This is a genomic window from Streptomyces sp. NRRL F-525 (genome assembly GCF_000716605.1).
GTDB lineage: Bacteria > Actinomycetota > Actinomycetes > Streptomycetales > Streptomycetaceae > Streptomyces.
In genome coordinates this window covers 126618-147336 of record NZ_JNXE01000033.1, presented here as the reverse complement: position 1 = coordinate 147336, position 20719 = coordinate 126618, and the positions used below count along the sequence as shown (strand labels likewise).

Genomic DNA, 20719 nt, shown 5'->3' with positions numbered 1-20719 from the left:
CCGGATCGCCCAGCTCACCTCCACCGCCGGACTGCGCTCACTGCCCGGACGCGGCCCGGACGGCACCCCGCACCCGGCCACCACCCGGTTCCACTTCCGGCACCACGGTTACGGCGGCGAGCGGCTGGTCGAGGTCATGCTGCGGGCGAGGCCCCGGGCGGCCCAGAACCTGGCCGGTGTCCGAGGCGTCTCCACCCCCGGCTCGGGTCTCGAACAGTGGCAGTCGCACACCGCCGCGGGCCGCACCGCCACCCGCGCCTCGATCGGGCAGGCACAGCTCCCGGTCACGCCGGCGGTCCGCTATCTCCGTCCAGACCAGGGTCCCGATCCCCTCACGACGGACCGCGCGGAAGTCGGGTTCACCCCGCAGTCGGCCAGCAGCATCTCGGCCCGGCGGGCGACCACGGCCGACAACCGGTTCTGGCTGCGCACCGACAACGGCGCGGACTTCGACGGCCTGGAGTACGACTACGAGCTGACGGTCCGTTCCGCGCTCGTCGTCGACTGGCCGCCCAACGTCATCGGCGGCCTCATCCAGCACGGTGTCATCGCCTGGGCCGACGCGGACGGGGACGTACGCCAGTGGATCGACAGGCTGCTGGCGGGCGGCAACCTGCGCACCGACACCGTCCCGGTCCGGCTGGCACTGCGGTTCACCGGCACCGAGACCAACGTGCCGGTACCGGCGCCCACGGTGACCGCTCCGTCCGCCGAGTCCGGCGTCGACCCGCGCAACTCACCGCGACCGGCCGGCCCCTATCTCACTGACGCGCAGATGTTCCACCCGGTGGGGCCGACCCCGGCGTTCCACTTCGACGGCTGGGCGCACCTGGAGACGGCCCTCAACCACGTGGCGCCGCTCGGCGGTTACGGCTGGCACTCGCAGATCACGTCCGTCTCGGTGGAGGGACAGGCGGTGCGGCTCGGCCAGTTGATCCAGGCCGGGCAGGTCAGCCTCGACCGTCCACGGCTGGTCGCCGACCTCACCCGCACCATGCCCGGCAGCCGCCCGTTCGAAGGGGCACCGGAGCAGCCCCCGTCGATCGCGGTGACGCTCTACAACCCGCGCCGTTCGACCAACGCCGACGACGTCACGCTCGACCAACTCCACAACACCACCGACACGGTGAGCACCGCGGCCGGCGCCGACCACTCCCTCGCGACCTCGCTCACATACCGCCTGAGCGGTGAGGACAACAACCGCCAGCTCGGCGGGGTCAACGTCCCGGTCGCCCAGCGGCAGACCCAGCCCTCGGCCTTCGGCGGCACCACCACCGGCAGCCGCCGCGACTGGCTGAAGTCCGGCAGCACCTCCGCACCCGCCAACGGCGCGCGGGGGACGCGGAGTTACGTCGTCGACGCCGACGCGCACCTGCTGGTCGAGGGTCCCGAAGGCACCCGTCACGTCACCGGTACGGTCACTCTCCGCATCGAGGAGCGCGACCTGCTCGGCCACGGTCTGCTCACCCCGGCCGAGATGCCGCCGGACCTCCACGACCTGCCCGCGCTCGTCCCCGACTGGGCCACCGTAGAACCGCATACGCTGCCGGAACTCCTCAACTCCGCGATCCCCGCGGGCAGTCGGGGCGTGCAGGTCTGGGTCGCTCTCGGCGCCGACCCGGACGGCACCCGGCTCGGCCAGGCGCTCTACGGGGCCTCCCGCGCGGCCGTGCTCGGGAACCGCCCGCTGGAGCTGATGACGCGTGACCCGCAGGGCATCCGCCGCTGGGAGTTCACCCCCGACGGCGCCCTCGTCACCGCCGACACCGGCCTGGGCACCGCGTGGGACGCCTTCGACGTCCAGGCCGAACGCCTGCACACCGCCGCCGAAGTCCTCGCCGACACCCCGCAGTTGCTGAACGTCCTCACCACGTCCCGCCGGGAGGCCGTCCAGGAGTACACGGACGTCGCGAAGACCCACCAGGAGGCGCGGCGCGCGCTCAAGAACGCGACCGACGTCCACAAACAGGCGCAGAGGACGGCGGCCCGATCCGCCGTGGCCGCGCGCGAGGCCGGGGCACAGGTCGTACGGCTGCAACAGGAGCTCGCGGAGGCCCGGCGGACCGCCACGACCCTGCCGTCGGTCATCGAGCGGCACGAGCGGGACGAGACCCAGGGCCACCGCGACCTCCAGACGGCCCTGACCGCGCTGACGCGGGCGGAGAACGCGGCCCGCGCCGCTGCCCGACAGGCCGCAGGCGACGGGCAGTCGAGTACGCCCGCCCCCGCCGCGTCCGGCGCCCCGCGCCCGCACACCCCCGCGCCCGATGTCGCCGCCGACCCCGGCGTCCAGGCAGCGCTCCCGGCGATCACCACCGCCGAGAACGCGATCCAGCGGGCCACCACCGCGCTCACCGCAGCCCGGTCGGCGCTCGCGGAGGCGCAGGCGACCGTCGCCGACCGGCCGGCCGAGATCCGCACGGCGCAGCAGGACCACGGGAAGGCCGTGGAGAAGGCGGACGAGGACGCGGCAGCCGTGGTCGTCGCGGCCGGCGAGCTCCAGTCCGCGACGCGGGCCGAGGGCGAGGCCCAGGACCAGGTGACCGAGGCCGAGGCTGAGATCGCCCGCCAGAACGGGCTGATCGCCGCCGCCGTCACCGCGCAACAGCGGGCCGCCACGGAACAGTTGGCGGCCACCGACGCGCTGGAGGACCTGGCCGGCGACGTCCAGGACACCGCCCCGACCCCCGAACAGTCCCTGCGGACCACCTTCGCCACCACCGCGCCCCGCTGGCCCACCCCCGACGGCCCGGCCGCCCCCCTCCCGGCCGGCGGCCAGACCCACACCCCGCCCGCCGCCGGGACCACGGGGACGATCCCCACGACCACGACGAAGCAGCAGCCGAAGCCGAAGAAGAGCGGGCCGTCCAAGTCCGGTACGAGCAACGCCAAGACGGACAAGTCGGGCAAGGACAGCAAGGGCAAGGGCAAGAGCACGGGCGCCGACAAGAGCAAGGCCAACGGGAAGGCCAAGGCCAAGTCCCCGCTCGTCCAGTCGCCCCCGCTCCCGGGCACGAGCACGGCCGCCTCGCGGTCTCCCTACGTGGCCCCCGCCGGCCGCGTCGTCGAGACCCCCGGCGACGGCTACTGCCTCCTCTACGCCGTCATCGGCAGCGCGCCGGACCTGGTCCGCACCCGCCTCCAGCAGGCCGCCGCCAACGGCACCATCGAGGCCCTCGCCCCGGGCACCGCCGGCTGGCTCGCCCGGCAGGACAACGTATGGGACACCCTCAGGACACTCGCGGACGAGCCGCAGACCGCCAACCGCGGAACAGGCTATCTGCGGGCCGCGCAGCGGGGGCTGCAGAACCTGGTCAGGGCCCGGCTGGCCGCCGCGGGCAACGGCAGCCGCCCGCTCCCGCCGCAGGTGCTCGGCCAGCTCCGGGGCGTCCTCGCCGGTGAGTTCGCGGCGCTGGTGGAGGACGCGCCCGACGCCGCCGTCGACAACCAGCTGGACGTGTACGGCATCCAGGGCGTCACCCACGCCGAGGACCTGGACCCGATCGATCTCCAGACCCGCTATCTGCAGGCCGTCTCGGCACCGGGCGCACCGCCCGCGCTGACCGGCACCCCGAGCAACCGGCGGATGTTCGCCTATCTGCGCTCGACGGGCGCGCTGCCGACGCGCGCCTCCATGACCATGGACGAACGCCGGTGGCTGCTGACCGCCGGCTATCACCGGAGCACCGTCCCCCTCACCCGGGGCGAGGCGACCCTGCTCGGCAACGCGGTGGACAACTGGTCGGACTCGTGGGCGGACCCGGTCGGCGACACCTTCCTGCCCCTGCTCGCCGACACCCTCGAAGCCCCGATCCACGTCTTCGAACCGGTGACCAACACAACCGCCGGCCCCCGTGGCATCGTGCTGCGCTACGGCCCGACGAACACCAACACCCGACCGCTGGAGGTCCGTTACACGGGCCTGAACCACTACAGCGCGAGCGCCGCGAACGCGAACATCACCCCGTCGAACGCGCCCCGGGGTCCGGAGGACGCCAACAGCGTTCAGCCGGACGGGCGTTACCGTCCCGCGCCCACGCGTGACGCCGATGATGACCGTCCCGCGTCCCGTGTTGCCGACCCGGCGCCCAAGGACACCTGGCACGGCCTGCGCCCGCATGCCCGTCCCGCTGTGCACTCCACCGAGCGGTTCGATCCACACGCGGACCAGTCCAACTCGCCCCGACCCGGGGCTCTCAGCGGTGCTACGACTCTCATCCGCACGCAGGTCCGTCGTATCCAGGCCCCCAACGGCCAATGGATCCGCGACTACACGCTCAACCTCCCGGTCACGGCGACTGACCCGACTCTCACCACCCAGCTCCAGAACCGCATCACGCGCCTTCTGGACACACACCTCAACTCCGGCCTGGCGCTGCCCAGTTCGGGCGACCAGCTCCACATCAACCTCAACCTGATCAGCGACCCCGGTCACCCCGAGACGATCACCCTCACCGAGACCGAGAACCCGGGCCGCGCCAACCAACTCCACCTCGACGCCAACCACTCCGACGAAGACCTCCTCCACGAGGTCCTGCACTACCTCGGCCTGCCCGACGAACAGCGCGACAACGACTTCCTGTTGCGCAACCACCCGAACAGCACCACCGTCCAGACCACCGGCGTCATGGCCACGACCCAGACCCCGGTCCACATCCCGCACCGCTACCTCCGCGTCATCGAGAACGTCACCGCGTCCGGCCCCCAACTCCACGACCACACAAGCCAGGACGAGACGACACCGGTCCACGACCCCGACGCCACGCCGATCCCCACGGACACCCCACTCACCTGGCCCGCCTCGAACGCCCCGACCGCACAGCCGCCCGCGCAGGTCCAGCTGCCGTCGAGTTACGTGAACTCCTACGGCGCGGTGCCGGACGGGACCGTCGGGCTGGTGTACGCGGAGCCGTTCTCCGACGAGGTGATCGAGGGGCTGCGCGGGCAGGTCTACGAGGCGCTCGGGCTGGACGCGGACAACCCGCCCGAGGCGGTGCGCGAGCAGGTGCGGGGCGAGCTGACGCGGGAGAACCTGGCGCTCCAACTGCCGTATCTGCGCTCGAACGGCGGTCTCCGCATCACCGTCCGGGTCGGCGGGCGCGATCACACGGTCGACGTCCAGTTGACGCTCGCGGATGCGCGGGCCTCGTTGCGGCAGGGGCGTTTCGACCCGCGTGACCCGGACAAGCATGTCGAGCGGCGCGGGTTCGGTACGCGGGAGAACTTCTCCAGTCAGCCGTCGGGGACGTACCGGACGTTCCAGGTGCCGTGGACCGGTTCCTGGCCGATCACCGCACCGATCGCCGTGCGGGCCATCGACGGATCGCTGACGGCGGCGATCACGCACAACCAGGCGAGCGACGCGACGACCGTCACGCAGGCCGTCCAGACGACGTCCTCCCAGCGCTCCAACGAGCCTTCTGATCCTGTGGAGTTCAGCACCCGGTGGCGGGTGCGGGTCGACGCGCCCGCCGTCACCGCGCCCACCACCACGACCACCCCCGCACCGGACGGGTGGGGCACGGCGCAGTCCCACGGGCCGACCACGATCTGGTTCCCCCGGCACCTCACCACCGCCGATCCGGCGCCGGGTTCGCTGCCCGCGCCCGCCGCGGTGGCCGATCTCCCGCTCTACGGCGTCGATTCGGTGATCGACCCGAGGGCGCTGTACGAGCACGTCCATCAGACGTTCCACGCCGATCTGGACGACACCGCCGCCGGGCAGGTCTCGGACTTCCTCTCCGAGCAGGTGCTGCGGGGCACGCTGCCCATGCAGGTGGACGGCGGGATCTACTCGCCGGTGGTCACCGACGCCTCCGGCAACGCGGTCGGCATGCTGCACCTGGTCACCACGCCCGCCGTCGGCACCCCGCTGCGGCAGAGCACCCCGGGTCAGATCAACCTGGAGAGCCACCTGGTCAACACCGCGAAGGTGGACCTGTCTTCGAGGTACACCAGCGGTATCGGCGTCAGCGGGAGTGGCGCCGCCGCTCTCACCGGCGACCACAGCCAGGGCCATCCGGACGCCTCCAGCACCATCGGCGGCAGCCTCGGCCTGCGCGGCCAGACCCAGGCGACCGTCACCAACACCTACAGCGCGAGCAGTTCCGCCGGCACGATGCACGCGATCCGCACCAACCGCGGCCATCTGCTCACCCCGTCCGGCGTCACGTACCGGGCCACCCTGATCCGGCCGGACGGCACCGAGACGCGGGCACCGGCGCTCACCCAGACGCACGGCATGGACCTACGGGTCCTGAGCAAGGCGGACGCCACCGGGCACCCGCCGACCGCCGCCGAGACGCGTGAACTCCCGGACTCCCTTGAGCGGTTGGACGGCGTCGGGCTGAGCGCGGCCCCGCTGGAGGTCACCGGCACGGACGGCCTGTTCGACGAGGCCGAGGCGTGGCTGCGCCGCGAGGGTTTCCTGCCGTCCGCTCACGGCGTGCTGCGCGGCCACGAGCCCGAGCACCAGATCCGGCTGCACGCCCAGCTCAACAACCTGCGCCGACTGAGGGAAGCGCGCTCCCGCACCGGCCTGCGTGCCGCCACGGACGCGATGGTCGACGGCGGCCACTCCCTGCACTTCGAGGTGCCGAACAGCACGGACACGGGCGTCCGCCGGGTCCGGCTGCTCCTCTCCGCGAACCGTGACACCGGACAGGCCAGCACCCATCACCTGGTCCTGCCCGGCATCCAGGTCATGGGTCTGGCCCAGATGGCGGGCAGCGACGCCGAGCAGCGCGGTGAGTCGTACGGCGGCGCGCTCGGGCCGATGGCCAGCGTCAGCGGTCCGCTGGGGAGTTGGGGGTCCATCGGGTTCGGGGCCGACTATCAGTACGGCCACCAGGTCACCCACGGCGACACCGTGGGCGGCGCGACCACGCACGACCAGTTCTACATCGGCACCGGTCAGGACAGTCACGCGTTCGACGTGCCCGTGCGGCTGGCCCTGGACCTGTACGCGGACGACGGCGATCAGCCGAGCGAGCGGTTCGGGCGGAACGTGAACCAGGCCGCCGCACCGGCCCCGGCCCCAACTGTCCCCGGGGCGCCGCCCGTTGCCCCCGCACCGCCCGTCGCGCCGACGGTCACCGGTTCGCTGCGGCTGGCGGTGCCGGACGGCCGTACGCACGCACCCTCGGCGACCCCGGCGGCACCCCGCGCCCGGAGCTGGTGCGGATACCGGACGACGCGCTGATCGACACCGTGCGCGGCTCCGCCGCCATCGAGTCCGTCTTCCAGCGGGCCGCCACGGTCATCCGCAACCAGGCCCAGCCGACGCCCCCCGCCGCCACCGGCACGGGCCCGATCCTCCCGGTCACCGCCCCCGCGACCACCGGAACCGCCGCCGCCCCGCCCCCGCGTGACGGCATCTCACCCCTCGCCGGACACGGGCTCACGGACAGCAGGACGCGCGCCACCGAGACCCGGCACGCCGCGATCACGCCGGGCAGTCTCGTCGCGCACGGCCACGAACTGTTCAAGAACTCCTACGTAGTTGAGGGCCTGAGCCTCCCCGGCACGGTCGCGGACGGCCAGTACTCCCTGGAGATCCAGGCCGTCGCGCACCGGCCCCGGCTGCTCGACACGACCCGGCAGTACTTGGAGACGGGTGTCTCGGCCGCAGACAGCGCCCAGCAGCTCAAGTCCCTCGGAAAGTCGCACCAGTTCGGCGGCAGCGGGGTGGTCACCCAGAACCCGCCCCCGCAGCCGGCCGGACAGGGCAACACCGGTCCGGAGTCGGACGGTTCGGTCTCCACCAGCCAGACCAGCGGCAAGTCGTACAAGGGACTCTTCAACCCCTCGGCACGGCTCAACAAGGTCTCCCGCACCGACACTTCGGACACCCTCTCCGCGAGCACGGGCGTCAACCGCACTCCCACCGAGAGCGGCACCCTGCACCGCGTGGTCGCCGACGTCACCTACCTCGTCACGGTCCGCGCGGGCTCCCGCACCCTGCTCAACGGCGTCGGCGAGCCCGGCACGATCGACCCCGTCACCTTCGCGGTGGACGTCCCGGACGGCCTGCAGTTCCTCATGACCCAGGGCCAACTCGCCCGCGACGCACGGTGGATGGGCTCGGTGCAGGGGCTCACTCCCGCGCCCGCCCCGGCGTTGACGGCGGCCCTCCCGGCGCCGTACACCCGCAACCGCGAACTGGGCCTCGGCGGCGTCCTCTCGGTCATCGAGTACGACCGGCCCGTCGCCGCCCCCGTCCCCACGACCGGGCCCGCCGCCGGGCAGATCCCGCTGGTGCCGGTCAACCCGAGGGAGCGGCGCGGGCTGATCGGGCGCGAGCTGCTGGCCCTCGTGGAGGCCGAGGCGCCCGGAGCGGTCACCCCGGGGCACCCCGGATACCAGCAGGGCGTGCACAGTCGCGTCGCGCAGCTCACCTCGTCCGCCGGACTGCGCTCGCTGCCCGGACGCGGTCCGGACGGCACCCCGCGCCGGGCCACCACCCGCTTCCACTTCCGCCACCACGGCCACGGGGGCGAGCGGCTGATCGAGGTCACGCTGACGGCACGGCCGCGCCGGACCCAGAACCTGGCCGGTGTCCGGGGTTCCTCGACGCCCGGCTCGGGTCTCGAACAGTGGCAGTCGCACACGGCGGCGGGCCGTACGACCACCCGCGCCTCGGTCCGGCAGAAGCAGCTCCCGGTCACGCTGACGACCCGCTATCTCCGCCCGAACCAGGGGCCCGACCCGTCCAAGACGGACCGTGCGGCGCCGGTGTTCACCCCGCAGGCGGCCACCAGCATCTCCGCGCGACGGGCGACCACCGCCGACAACCGCTTCTGGCTGCGCACCGACAACGGCGCCGACTTCGACGGCCTTCAGTACGACTACGAGCTGTCCGTCCGTTCCGCGCTGGTCGCCGACTGGCCGCCGAACGTCATCGGCGGGCTCATCCAGAACGGTGTCATCGCGTGGTCCGACGCGGACAGGGACGTACGCCGCTGGATAGACGAGCTGATGGCCCGGGGCACCCCGCGCACCAGCACCGTCCCGGTCCGGCTGACGCTGCGCTTCACCGGCACCGAGACCACCCTGCCCGGCGCGGGCGGCCCGGCTCCGGTGAACGCCCCGTCGGTCGTCTCCGGCGCCGACCCGCGCAACACCGTGCGGCCGGCCGGTCCCGCCGCCGGGCCGTATCTCACCGACGCGCAGATGTTCCACCCGGTGGGGCCGACCCCGGCGTTCCACTTCGACGGCTGGGCACATCTGGAGACGGCGCTCAACGACGTGGCGCCGCGCAGTGGACGGGGTTGGCACGCGCAGATCACCTCCGTGTCGGTGGAGGGACAGGCCGTCCGGCTGGGCCAGTTGATCCAGGCCGGGCGCGTCTCCCTCGACCGCCCCCGGCTGGCCGCCGACCTCACCCGCAAGATGCCCGGCACCGCGCCCTTCGAAGGGGCACCCGATCAGGCCCCGTCGATCGCGGTCACGCTCTACAACCCGCGCCGCTCCACCCACGCCGACGACGTCACCCTCGACCAGCTCCACAACACCACCGACACGGTGAGCACCGCCGCCGGTGCCGACCACTCCCTCGCGACCTCGTTCACGGAACTCCTGAGCGGCGACGACGACAACCACGAGATCGCCGGCATCAGCGTCCCGCTCGCCCAACGGCAGACCCAGCCTTCGACCTTCGGCGGCACCACGACCGGCAGCCGCCGCGACTGGCTGAAGTCCGGCAGCACCGCAGCGCCCGCCAACGGGGCGCGGGGAACGCGGAGTTACGTCGTGGACGCCGACGCGCACTTGCTCGTTGAGGGGCCGGAGGGCACGCGTCACGTCACCGGTACGGTCACTCTCCGCATCGAGGAGCGGGACCTGCTCGGCCACGGTCTGCTCACCCCGGCGGAGACCCCGCCGGACCTCCACGACCTGCCCGCGCTCGTGCCCGACTGGGCCACCGCCGAGCCGCACACCCTGCCCGAACGCCTCAACTCCGCGATCCCGCCCGGCAGTCACGGCGTGCAGGTCTGGGTCGCCCTCGGCGCCGACCCGCAGGGCGAACACCTCGGCCAGGCCCTCTACGCCGCGTCCCGCACCGCCGTACTCGGCAACCGCCCGCTGGAGCTGATGACGCGTGATCCGCAGGGCATCCGCCGCTGGGAGTTCACCCCCGAGGGCGCCCTCGTCACGTCGGACCCCGACCTGGCCACCGCGTGGGACGCCTTCGACGCCCAGGCCGAACTCCTGCACACCGCCACGGAAACCCTCGCTGACACCCCGCAGCGGCTGAACCGCCTCACCGCCTCCCTCCAGCAGGCCAACCGGGCGCACACCACCGCCGTGGAAGCCCACGAGAAGGCGCAACTCGCGGTCACGGACGCGACCGACGCCCACGCGGACGCGAAGCAGGCGGTCGCCGACACCGCCGAGGCCGCGCGCAAGGCCGAGGCGCTGGTCGCCCGGCTGAAGCGGGACCTCGCGGAGGCCCGGAACACCGTCACGACCCTGCCGTCGGTCATCGAGCGGCACGAGCGGGACGAGACCAAGGGCCGCCACGATCTCCGGACGGCCCTGGCCGCGCTGACGCGGGCCGAGAACAACGTGCGCGAAGAGCGCGCCGCCGCGGCACGGGCCGCCGCCCAACAGGCCGCGAAGAACGGGCAGTCGAGCGCCACCCCCGCTCCGGCTCCTGTACCGGCCCCCATCGCACCCGGTGCCCCGCGCCCCCACACCGCCGCGCCCGATGTCGCCGCCGACCCCCGGGTCCAGGCCGTGCTCCCCGCGATCACCGCCGCCGACAACGCGATCCAGCAGGCCACCGCCGCGCTCACCGCAGCCCGGCCGGTGCTGGCGCGGGCGGAGCACATCGTCGAGGTCGGCCCGGACCGCATCAGCGCGGAGGAGGAGAACCACGAGGAGGCCGTCGAGGAGGCGGAGGAGGCGGCGGCAGCCGAGGTCGAGGCGGCTGCCAATGTGCAGCTCGCCACGCGGGACGAGACCGTCGCCAAGGGGCGGGTGACCGCGGCCGAGGCCGAGGTCGCCCGCCGCAACGGGCTGGTCGCCGCCGCCGTCACCGCGCAACTGCAGGCCGCCGCCGACCAGATGGCGGCCACCGCCGCGCTGCCCGGCCTGTCCGGCGACGTCCAGGACAGCGCCCCGACGCCCGAGCAGTCGTTGCGCACCACCTTCGCGACCACCCCGCCCCGTTGGCCCGCCCCCGACGGCCGCGCCGCGCCCCTCCCGGCGGGCGGCCAGACGCACACCCCGGCGCCCGCGACCACCACCGGCACCACCACGAACGCCGGGACCACGCCCACGACGAAGCAGCAGCCGAAGCCGAAGAAGAGCGGGCCGCCCAAGTCCGGTACGAGCAATGCCAAGACGGACGGGACGGGCAAGGACGGCAAGACCGGCAAGGACAAGAACGCGGGCAAGAGCACCGGCACCGGCAAGAGCACGGGTACGACCAAGGACACCGGCAAGACCACGGGCGTCGACAAGGGCAAGGGCGTCGACAAGAGCCAGGCCACGACCACGCCCCCCGCCACAACTCCCGCCGCCCCGGTGACCCCCTACGTCGACCCCACCGGCAACGCCGTCCAGACCCCCGGCGACGGCAACTGCCTCCTCTACGCCGTCATCGGCAGCGCACCCCACCTGGTCCGCACCCGCCTCCAGCAGGCCGCCGCAGCCGGTACCACCCAGGCGCTCGCCCCAGCCACCGCGGCCTGGCTCGCCCGGCCCGACGACGTACAACGGGCCCTCAGGACGATGGCGCGGAACCCGCAGGCCACCGACCGGGGATCCAATCAACTGCGCGCCGCCCGGCAGGAGTTGCAGAACCTGGTCCTCGCCCGGCTGGCGGCGGCGGGCAACGGCACCCGCCCGCTCCCGCCGCAGGTGCTCGGCCAGCTCCGGGGCGTCCTCGTCACCCCCTTCACGCGGGCGGTCCGGAACATGCCCGCCGCCCAGATCGACAACGAACTGGCCCGCTACGGCATCCAGGGCGTCACCCACGCCGAGGATCTGGACCCGATCGACCTCCAGACCCGCTATCTGCAAGCGGTCTCCATGCCGGGCGCACCACCCGCACTTACCGGCGCCGCGCCGAGCAACCGCCGTATGTTCGCCTACCTCCGTGCGGTGAACGGCCTGCCGACGCTCGCCACCATGACCACGGACGAGCGCCGGTCGCTGCTGATCGCCGGTTACCACCGCAGCACCGCCCCGCTCAGCCAGGACGAGGCGAACATGCTCGGCGGCGCGGTGGGCAACTGGTCGGCCGCGTGGGCGAACCCGGTCGGCGACACCTTCCTGCCCCTGCTCGCCGACACCCTCGACGCCCCGATCCACGTCTTCCAGCCGATGCCCGCCCCGCTCGCCGGCACCACCGCGACCGGCGGCCCCCGCGGCATCGCGCTGCGCTACGGCCCGACCACCAACACCCCCGCCCTGGAGGTCCATTACACGGGCCTGAACCACTACAGCGCGAGCGACGCGAACACCCGCACCACCTCGGCGAACATCACCCCGTCGAACGCGCCCCGGGGTCCCGAGGACGCCAACAGCGTTCAGCCGGACGGGCGTTACCGTCCCGCGCCCACGCGTGACGCCGACGATGACCGGCCCGCGTCCCGTGTCGCCGACCCCGCTGCGAAGGACACCTGGCACGGCCTGCGTCCCCATGCTCGCCCGGCCGTTCACAGCACCGAGCGGTTCGACCCGCACGCCGACCAGTCCAACTCGCCCCGCCCCGGGGCTCTTAGCGGTGCCACGACTCTCATCCGCACGCAGGTCCGTCGTATCCAGGCCCCCAACGGCCAATGGATCCGCGACTACACGCTCAACCTCCCGGTGACCACCAACGACCCTTCCCTCACCGGTCAGTTGAAGGACCGCATCACCGGCCTCCTGGACACACACCTCAACTCCGGTCTCGCGCTGCCCAGTTCAGGAGACCAGCTCCACATCAACCTCAACCTGATCGCAGACCCGGACCACCCCGAGACGATCACTCTCACCGACACCGAGGACCCGGCCCGCGCCAACCAACTCCACCTGGACATCAACCACTCCGACGAGGATCTCCTCCACGAAGTCCTCCACTACCTCGGCCTGCCGGACGAGCAACGCGACAACGACTTCCTCCTCCGCAACCACTCGAACAGCACCACGGTTCACACCGCCGGCCTCATGGCCACGACCCAGACCCCGGTCCACATCCCGCACCGCTACCTCCGCATCATCGAGAACGTCACCGCGTCCGGCCCCCAACTCCACGACCACACAGGCCAGAACGAGACGACGCCCGTCCACGACCCCGACACCACGCCCATTCCCACGGACACCCCCCTCACCTGGCCCGCCTCCAACGCCCCGGTGGCGCCGCCCTCTTCGTCGTTCGTCCTCGACTACGGCTCCCACCGGGACGGCAACGTAGGCCTGGTGCTGCTCGAACCGCTGTCGGCGGAGGTCGTGAACGGGCTGCACCAGCAGGTGATGACGGCGCTCGGGCTGGGGGCCGCGCCCGACACGCACCCGGTGCGGGAGCAGCTGCGGACGGTGGCCAGTGCCGAGACGCTGGTGCTCAACCTGCCGTATCTGCGCGGGAGTCTGGGTTTCCGGATCAGGGTGACGGTGGACGGCCGGGACCGGGACGTGGATCTGCGGATGCGGCTCTCGGATCCGAGGGCGGCGGCCCGGTACGGGCAGGCCGAGGGGGCCGTGCGGGACGTACGGGTGGAGCGGCGTGGCATCGGTTCGCAGGAGTCCGTGTCGTCGGAGGTGTCCGGCAACATCCGTACGGTGATGCTGCCTTGGACGGCGCTGTTCCCCGTGACACGGGCGACCCCCGTGAGCGGTGTCGATGCCGCGGTGACCCTCGCACTGACCCTGAACCAGCTCTCGTCGAGCGCGTCGGTGGCGTCGGTGGTGACGTCGACGACGGCGCAGCGCAGCAACGAGCCTTCGGAGCCGTACGACTTCACCGCCTCGTGGGACGTACGGGTCGACACCCCGGCGCTGGCCGCGCCCGTCACCTGGTCGCCGGAGCAGTCGCACGGGCCGGTGACCATCTGGTTCCCGCAGCATCTGACGGTGGACGAGGACGGGGAGCTGCCCGAGGCGGCGGGGCTGGACGTGCTGCCGATCTGGGGTGTGGACACGGTGGCGGAGCCGGGGCGGCTGCTCGCGGAGACGCTGCGGGAATTCAGCGTCCGGCTACGGGAGTTGGGCAAGGACTCGCTGGCCGAGCTGGAGACGTTCCTGTCGGAGCCGTTGCTGCGGGGCACCCTGCCGATGCAGCGGCAGGGGGGCGTCTTCTCGCCGGTGCTGCTCGACAGGTCGGGGCGCGCGCTCGGGATGTTCCAGCTGCGGACCACGGTCACGGTGGGCGAGCCGCGGCGGCGGAGCGTCGCCGGGAAGATCAACCTGGAGAGCCACCTCACGCAGTCGGTGAAGATCGACGCCCAGTCGAAGTTCAGCAGCGGGGTCTCCCTGTCCGGGAGCGTCGGTCCGGCGCTCACCGGCGACCACGGCCAGGGCCACCCGGAGGCGACGAAGCGGGTCGGCGGCGGTGTGCTGGGGCGGGCCTCGGTCCAGGCCGGGACGAGCGACGCGCTGAACCAGAGCGCCAGCGCGTCCCTGATGCACGAGGTGCGCACCAAGCGCAGCCATCTGCTGGCGCCGGCCACGGTCGAGCACCGGCTGGTGCTCCATCTGCCGGGCGGCGGGCAGGAGATCTTCGAGCCGGAGGCGTGGCCGGCCGGCATGCATCTGCGGCTGATGACCGCCGAGGACGCCGAGGGGCACGCCCCGACGACGGCCGAACTGCGGCGGCTCCCGGCGGAGTTGGAGCATCTGCGGTCGATCGGCGCCAGCGCGACACCGCTGGCCGTGGACGGTGCCGAAGGCCTCTTCGTGCACGCCGAGAACTGGCTGCGCCGCGAGGGCTTCCTGCCCGCCGACGCCAACGCGCGCAACCGCGTACTGCCCGACGAGGCGCTGGTGCAGGCCCAGTTGAACAACCTGCGCCGGTTCGAGCAGACCCGCTCGCAGATCGGGCAGCGGGCCGCGACGGACGCCATGCTGGACGGCGGTCACTCGCTCTTCCTGGAGATCCCGACGGTGACCGGCACCCGCCGGGTGCGGCTGGTGCTCAGCGCGCGGCGCGGCACGGGTCCCAGCACACACACCAAGGTGCTGCCGCACGTGGAGGGCGTCGGCCTGGTCTCCCTGTCGACGGTCGCCACCGACCAGTCGGGCTCGCAGTACGGGGCGTCGTACGGCGCGGGCGGTTCGCTCGGGATACCGGTGCGCGACGGCGCGTGGACCCTCGGCGGCACCGCCGACCATGTGCGCTCCCACCAGGTGCAGCACGACCACAGTGTGCAGGTGGCCCTCGGGCACGACCAGCAGTTCCAGGGCACCGGGGAGGGCAACCGCACCGAGGTGTTCACGGTGCCGGCCGACTTCGCGCTCGACCTGTACGAAGGGCCGGGGGAGGAGCCCCTGGAGCGGTTCGCGCACCAGACGGTCCAGCTGCCGTACGTCCCGCACGGCGCCCCGGCGCCCGGCCCGGACGACCCGCCGCCGCCTCCGCCGCCGGACCGGGTGGCGGGGACGCTGGAGCTGGCGGTGCCGACGCTCCGTACGCTGCCCGCCGCCGACGAGCCCGTCCAGCCGGCGCCCGCCGCGCACACCGTACGGGCCGCCACCGCCGCCGACAGGACGGCGCTCGACCTGACCGCCGCGGACGGCACCCTGCTGCCGGACGCGGTACCGCTGCCGGACGACGCGATGGTGGAGGTGTTCCGGGCGTCGGCCGCGCTGGACGACGCGTTCCGCGGGGTGCTCGGCAACACCTACCAGGGGCATCCGGCGCGCGGTCTGCTGGACGGCGTACGGGACGCGGTCGGGGGCCTGACTCCCGCTCCGGTGGCCCGCGTCGGACGTGCCGTGAGCGAGTCGCTGGTCGGCGCCGCCGCCACCGACCCGACCACGGTGGCGGCCGAGCTGCTCGGCGCCGCCCGCAGCCCCGCCGCCCTGCTGGCCCGCGGCCACCAGGTGTTCAAGGGCGCCTATGTGATCGAGGGGCTCACCCTGCCCGGGCTCGCCTCGGACGAGGTGCTGTCGGTGGAGATCCGCGGCGCCCTGCGCCGGCCGCGCGCGTCGGGCGAGATCACGCAGTACTTCGAGTCAGGGCTCAACGCCGTCGACGGCGCCGGGCAGCAGCGCACGGTGGCCCGCGCCGCTCAGTGGGCGGGCGGCTTCACCGCGGTCCGCAACAACTCCTCGGCCCAGGGCCCGAGTTCCGACCAGGCCGCGGGCAACGACGGCGACATCGGCGGCCTCGGCGAGGGCGGCATGCGGCGCCGCGCCGACGAACCGGCGCAGCAGGAGGGCGGCGGCACGTCCACCTCTGCACCCCGCGCGGCGACCCTCAACCCCTCGGGCCGCTACACCCGCACCACCCGCGACGAGAAGGGCCGGGCGCTCGCCTCCTCGACGATGGCGCACCGCACGGCCACCGAGAGCGGCGTCCAGCAGAGCGTCCTGGCCGACGCGCTGCTGCTGGTCACGTTCCGGCGCGGCCACCGCAACGCCGTGGGCAACGCGATCGGACAGGGCGAGGGCCGCGACGTGACGGTGGCGGTCGAACTCCCGGACGCCGTACGGTTCTTCGTCACCCCGGCACAGATCCGGCGCCACCCCGCCTGGTTCGCGACCGTGCCCGGTCTCACCGTGCCCGCGCAGACACCGCCCTCCGTGCCGCTGCCGCGCCGCTTCATCGCCTCCCGGGAGGTGGGCCTCGGCAGCGTCCAGGCGATGGACCAGTACACCGACGCCCTGCGCACCGTGCAGCGCCCCGACCTCCTCCGGCAGCGGCTCCTCGCCCTCGTCGAGGAGGAGGCCCCCGGCACGACCGGCCCGGGCCACGCGTCGTACCTCTCCGGCGTCGACACCCGCATCGCCGACCTCACCTCCACGGCCGGCCTGCGCACCCTGGCCGGCCGCGGCCCCGGCCGCGTCCAGCGCTTCCGCTTCCGCCATGTCGGCTACGGCGGCGCCCGCGTCGTCGAGGTCACGCTCGCGGCCGAGCCGGACGCCGACGACCACACGCTGCGGCAGGTGCGCGGCCACGACGGGGCCCCGGGCGCCGGTATGGAGCAGTACCTCGGCCACACCCCGTCCGCGGTGACCGACAAGACCTCCCACAGCACCCGGCACTCCGGGTTCGTCCAGCTCCAGACCCGGCTCCCGAGGCCCACCGGCGGCCCCCGCACCGACCGGGCGGCCGCACTGCTCAGCGCCGACACCGTGCGCGGCAACTCGGCGCGGGTGACCCGGGCCGCCGAGGACCGGCACTGGCTGCGCTCCGACAACGTCGCCGACTTCGACGGCGTGCCGTACCGGATCGTCGCCACCGTGCGGTCCTCCCTCACCGCCGACTGGCTGGTGGACCTGCCGGGCAGCGTGCTCCAGCACGGCGTGCTCAGCCTCACCGACGCGGACACCCCGCTGGCCCAGCGCATCGCCCACCTCTTCGTCGGCCGCCGGCCGCGCGCCATCACCGTGCACGCCGCCGCCGCGCTGCGCTTCACCGGCAGCGAGACCGGCGACCCCGCGCAGCCCGAGGCGCGGATGGCGGTGGGCCGGTCGGCGGCACGACCGGCCACGACCGGCGGCCGCTTCCGGCCGGGCGGTCCCGCACCGGTCTTCTCCTTCGACGCGGGCACCGAACTCGCCGCCGCGCTCGCCGAGGTGGCCCCCGCTCCCGCCCTCACCCGCACCTGGCGTTGGCTCGCCGCCTCCGGCTCCGCGGACGCCACCGCCGTACGCGTCGGCGAACTCCTCCAGGCGGGCACGATCGAGCTGGACCACCCGCGCCGTCCCGCCGGCCTCACCACCACGATGCCGGGCGCCTACCCGTTCCAGGGCGATCCCGACACCCCGCCCCGGCTCACCGTGGAGCTGTACCGGCCGCGCCCGCAGACCGACACCGGCGACGTGACGGTCGACCGGGTCCGGCTCAGCACGGTCAGCGCGGGCTCCGCCTCGCACGCGGGTCTCACCGGCAGTCTGTCGGCGCAGGGCGCCCTCAGCCTGCACGACTCCAACCGCCAGCTCCTCGGCTTCACCGCGCCGGTCCTGGCCCGCCCGGCCCAGGACCCCGGCTCGGGCGCGGCCGTCGCGGGCACCCGCCGCGAGTGGCTCAAGCACGGCAACACCTCGACGCCGGAGGGCTCGCGCGGCACCCGCAGCCACGAGATCCTCGCCGATGCCGTCGTCACCGTCCACGGCCCGCACGGCACCCGGTACGTCTCCGGCACGGTCCGCCTCCGTCCCCTGGAGCGCGACCTCCTGGGCCACGGCGTCACCGCGGGCGTCACGGACCCGGGCGTGTACGACGCCGCGTCCCTGATCCGCGAGGCGGCCGACGCCCAGGCACCGGCCGCCCCCGCAGCCGAGGCCCTCCGCGACTGGCGCCAGATCTCCTTCCGCGACCTCCCGACCCTGCTGGCCGACGGCATCCAGGCGCACCCCGCCCCACCCGCCGACACCATGCTCCAGCTCTGGCTGGCCACCGACGGCACCCCGAACCAGACGGCCCGCGCCCTGTACGCCGCTTCGGGCACGGCCGCGTTGCTACAGCGGCCGGTCGAGCTGGCGCTGCGTGACGGCGAGGGCGTGCGGTTCCGGCGGTTCGACGCGAACGGGGACGCGGAGGGGACGCAGGGGGCGGACGAGCGGGGCGACGAGGAACTGGAGGACAGGGGGCCGGGCAGCGCGGGCCCGAGCGGCCTGAATCCCAACGACACGGTCCACGACGCCGGTTGGGCGGCCGTACGGAATCAGGTGCGCGCACTGGAGGAGGCCGCGCGGGCTGAGCACGCCGCGAACACGGAGGAACGTCGGCTCCAGGACCAAGTGCCGGACGCCGAAAGGCTGTTGAACGAGGCCGAGCCGCCGGTGACACAGGCGCAGCTGGACCGGGACGACGCCCACGCCGCCGCGACCGCCGCGGCCGCCGAACTCACCGCCGCCGAGCGGGCCGTCCCGGTCGCCGAACGCACCGACCAGGAACGGCGCGCCCGCGTAACGCAGTTGACCGCGGACCTCCAGGACCAGAACGGGCGCGTGACGGCCGCGACCCGGGCGGCGGGGGAGTACCACGACGCGGTCCGCACGGCGGAGGACGAACTGGCGGCGGCGGAGCGGGCCGTACGGGAGGCCGAGGAGGCCGCGCGGCAGCGGACCGCCAACGCGCCGACCCGGGGCGGGAGTTCGCGCCGCGCCGACGGCAACTCCCGCTCGGACGACCCCGGTTCCCTCGCCCGGCGCGAGGCGCACCGCAACCGGGCCCGTACCACGCTGGACCAGGCCCGGATCGAGGCCGCGGCAGCCGACCGCGCCGTCGACACCGCCCGGCACACCGCCAACGACACCGCGCACCGGCTCGGCCTGGCCGAGGACGTGGCACGCCACGCCGCCGGCGTCCTGACCGACGCCCGGAACAGGGTCGCGACGGCGACCACGGCGTCCCGCACGGCCCGGGCGGCGCTGATCGGGGCCGCCGCACGCCACGACCAGGCGGTCGCCGCACGGGACGAGGCCCAACGGGCGTTCGACACCCTCCGGCGCGCGATCGCCGACACCCTCGCCGAACAGGCCGGGCAGGCGGCCCGGCAGCGCCACGCGGAGCGGGACCTCGCCGACGTCGTCACCGTCCTGGAGACCCGGCGAGCGGAAGCGGGCGACGGCACGGCCCTCCTGACGACCGGCTCCCTGGCCGCGACCCCGGCCACATGGCCGCGCCGCACCCCTCGCCCGGCACCGGCCCGCGCCGAGGCGACCCCGGCGGCCGCCGAACCGGTGGCGGACCCACAGGAAGAACCCGAGGCAGAGCCCCAAGTAGTGCCCCAGGAACCGGAGTTCCAGCCGGTCGGAGCCGGGAACGACACCGACGAGGAGTCCGAGGACGACCAGGACGACCCGGCCGGGCAGCACGGGCAGGGTGGCCAACGCGGCCAACAGGGCGGGCACGGGCGGGACTTGGATGACGAGAGCGAGTCCGGCGAAGGCGAGTCGGACGAGGAGGACGGCGACGACGAGGACGACGGGGACGATGAGACCGGCCAGCGTCGGCAGGACTTGGGCGGTGCGAACGGTCACCGAGGTGAGGGCTCCCGCTACCGCCCCGTCGTGTCGCGAGCGCGGCGCCCCGAGACGTTCGCCCGTTCACTGGCCCAGCTGCTCTCCGACTCCGACTCCGACACCGCCCCCGCGTGGACCCGGGACCCCGACCCGCACGGCGCGCTGCTCACCTGGGTCCAGGCCGATGTGGCGGCTCACGGCGCCCCCGACGACCCGAGGTTCCCGGCCCCGGCAACGGAGGTGTCGACCGACGTGCTGGCCCAGATCGGCGCCCTCACCGAGGAGTTGCGTGCCCAGGCGATCCTCCAGAACGGCATGGTGACCGTCGCGGAGGCCGGACTGGACGACTCGGCCCGCCTCGCCCTGGTGCTGGCCAGCCCCGACAACCCCTTCTACGTGGCCACCCTCGCGGCACTGGTCGTACGCGACACCGGGCACCCGGTCCAGGTGATCGGCCCCGGCGACCGCACCCACCGCTTCGGCCCGGCCGACGGTACCCCGCTGACCTTGTACTTTGACGGCAACCGGTTCTCGGTCAACCCGCCCGCCCCGGACGACGACTGACCGGTCGTCACCCGATCACCTTTCTGGAAGGACC

Annotated in this window: 1 protein-coding gene; it reads left to right on the top strand. The window is 73.8% G+C overall.

Annotation, left to right across the window (positions count from 1 at the left end):
* Nucleotides 1–7176: 7176 nt before the first annotated feature.
* Nucleotides 7177–20685 (top strand): hypothetical protein, encoded by a 13509-nt coding sequence (locus OO69_RS49025; RefSeq protein ID WP_051801435.1) that lies wholly within the window; start codon nt 7177–7179, stop codon nt 20683–20685.
* The last annotated feature ends 34 nt before the right edge of the window (nt 20686–20719 follow it).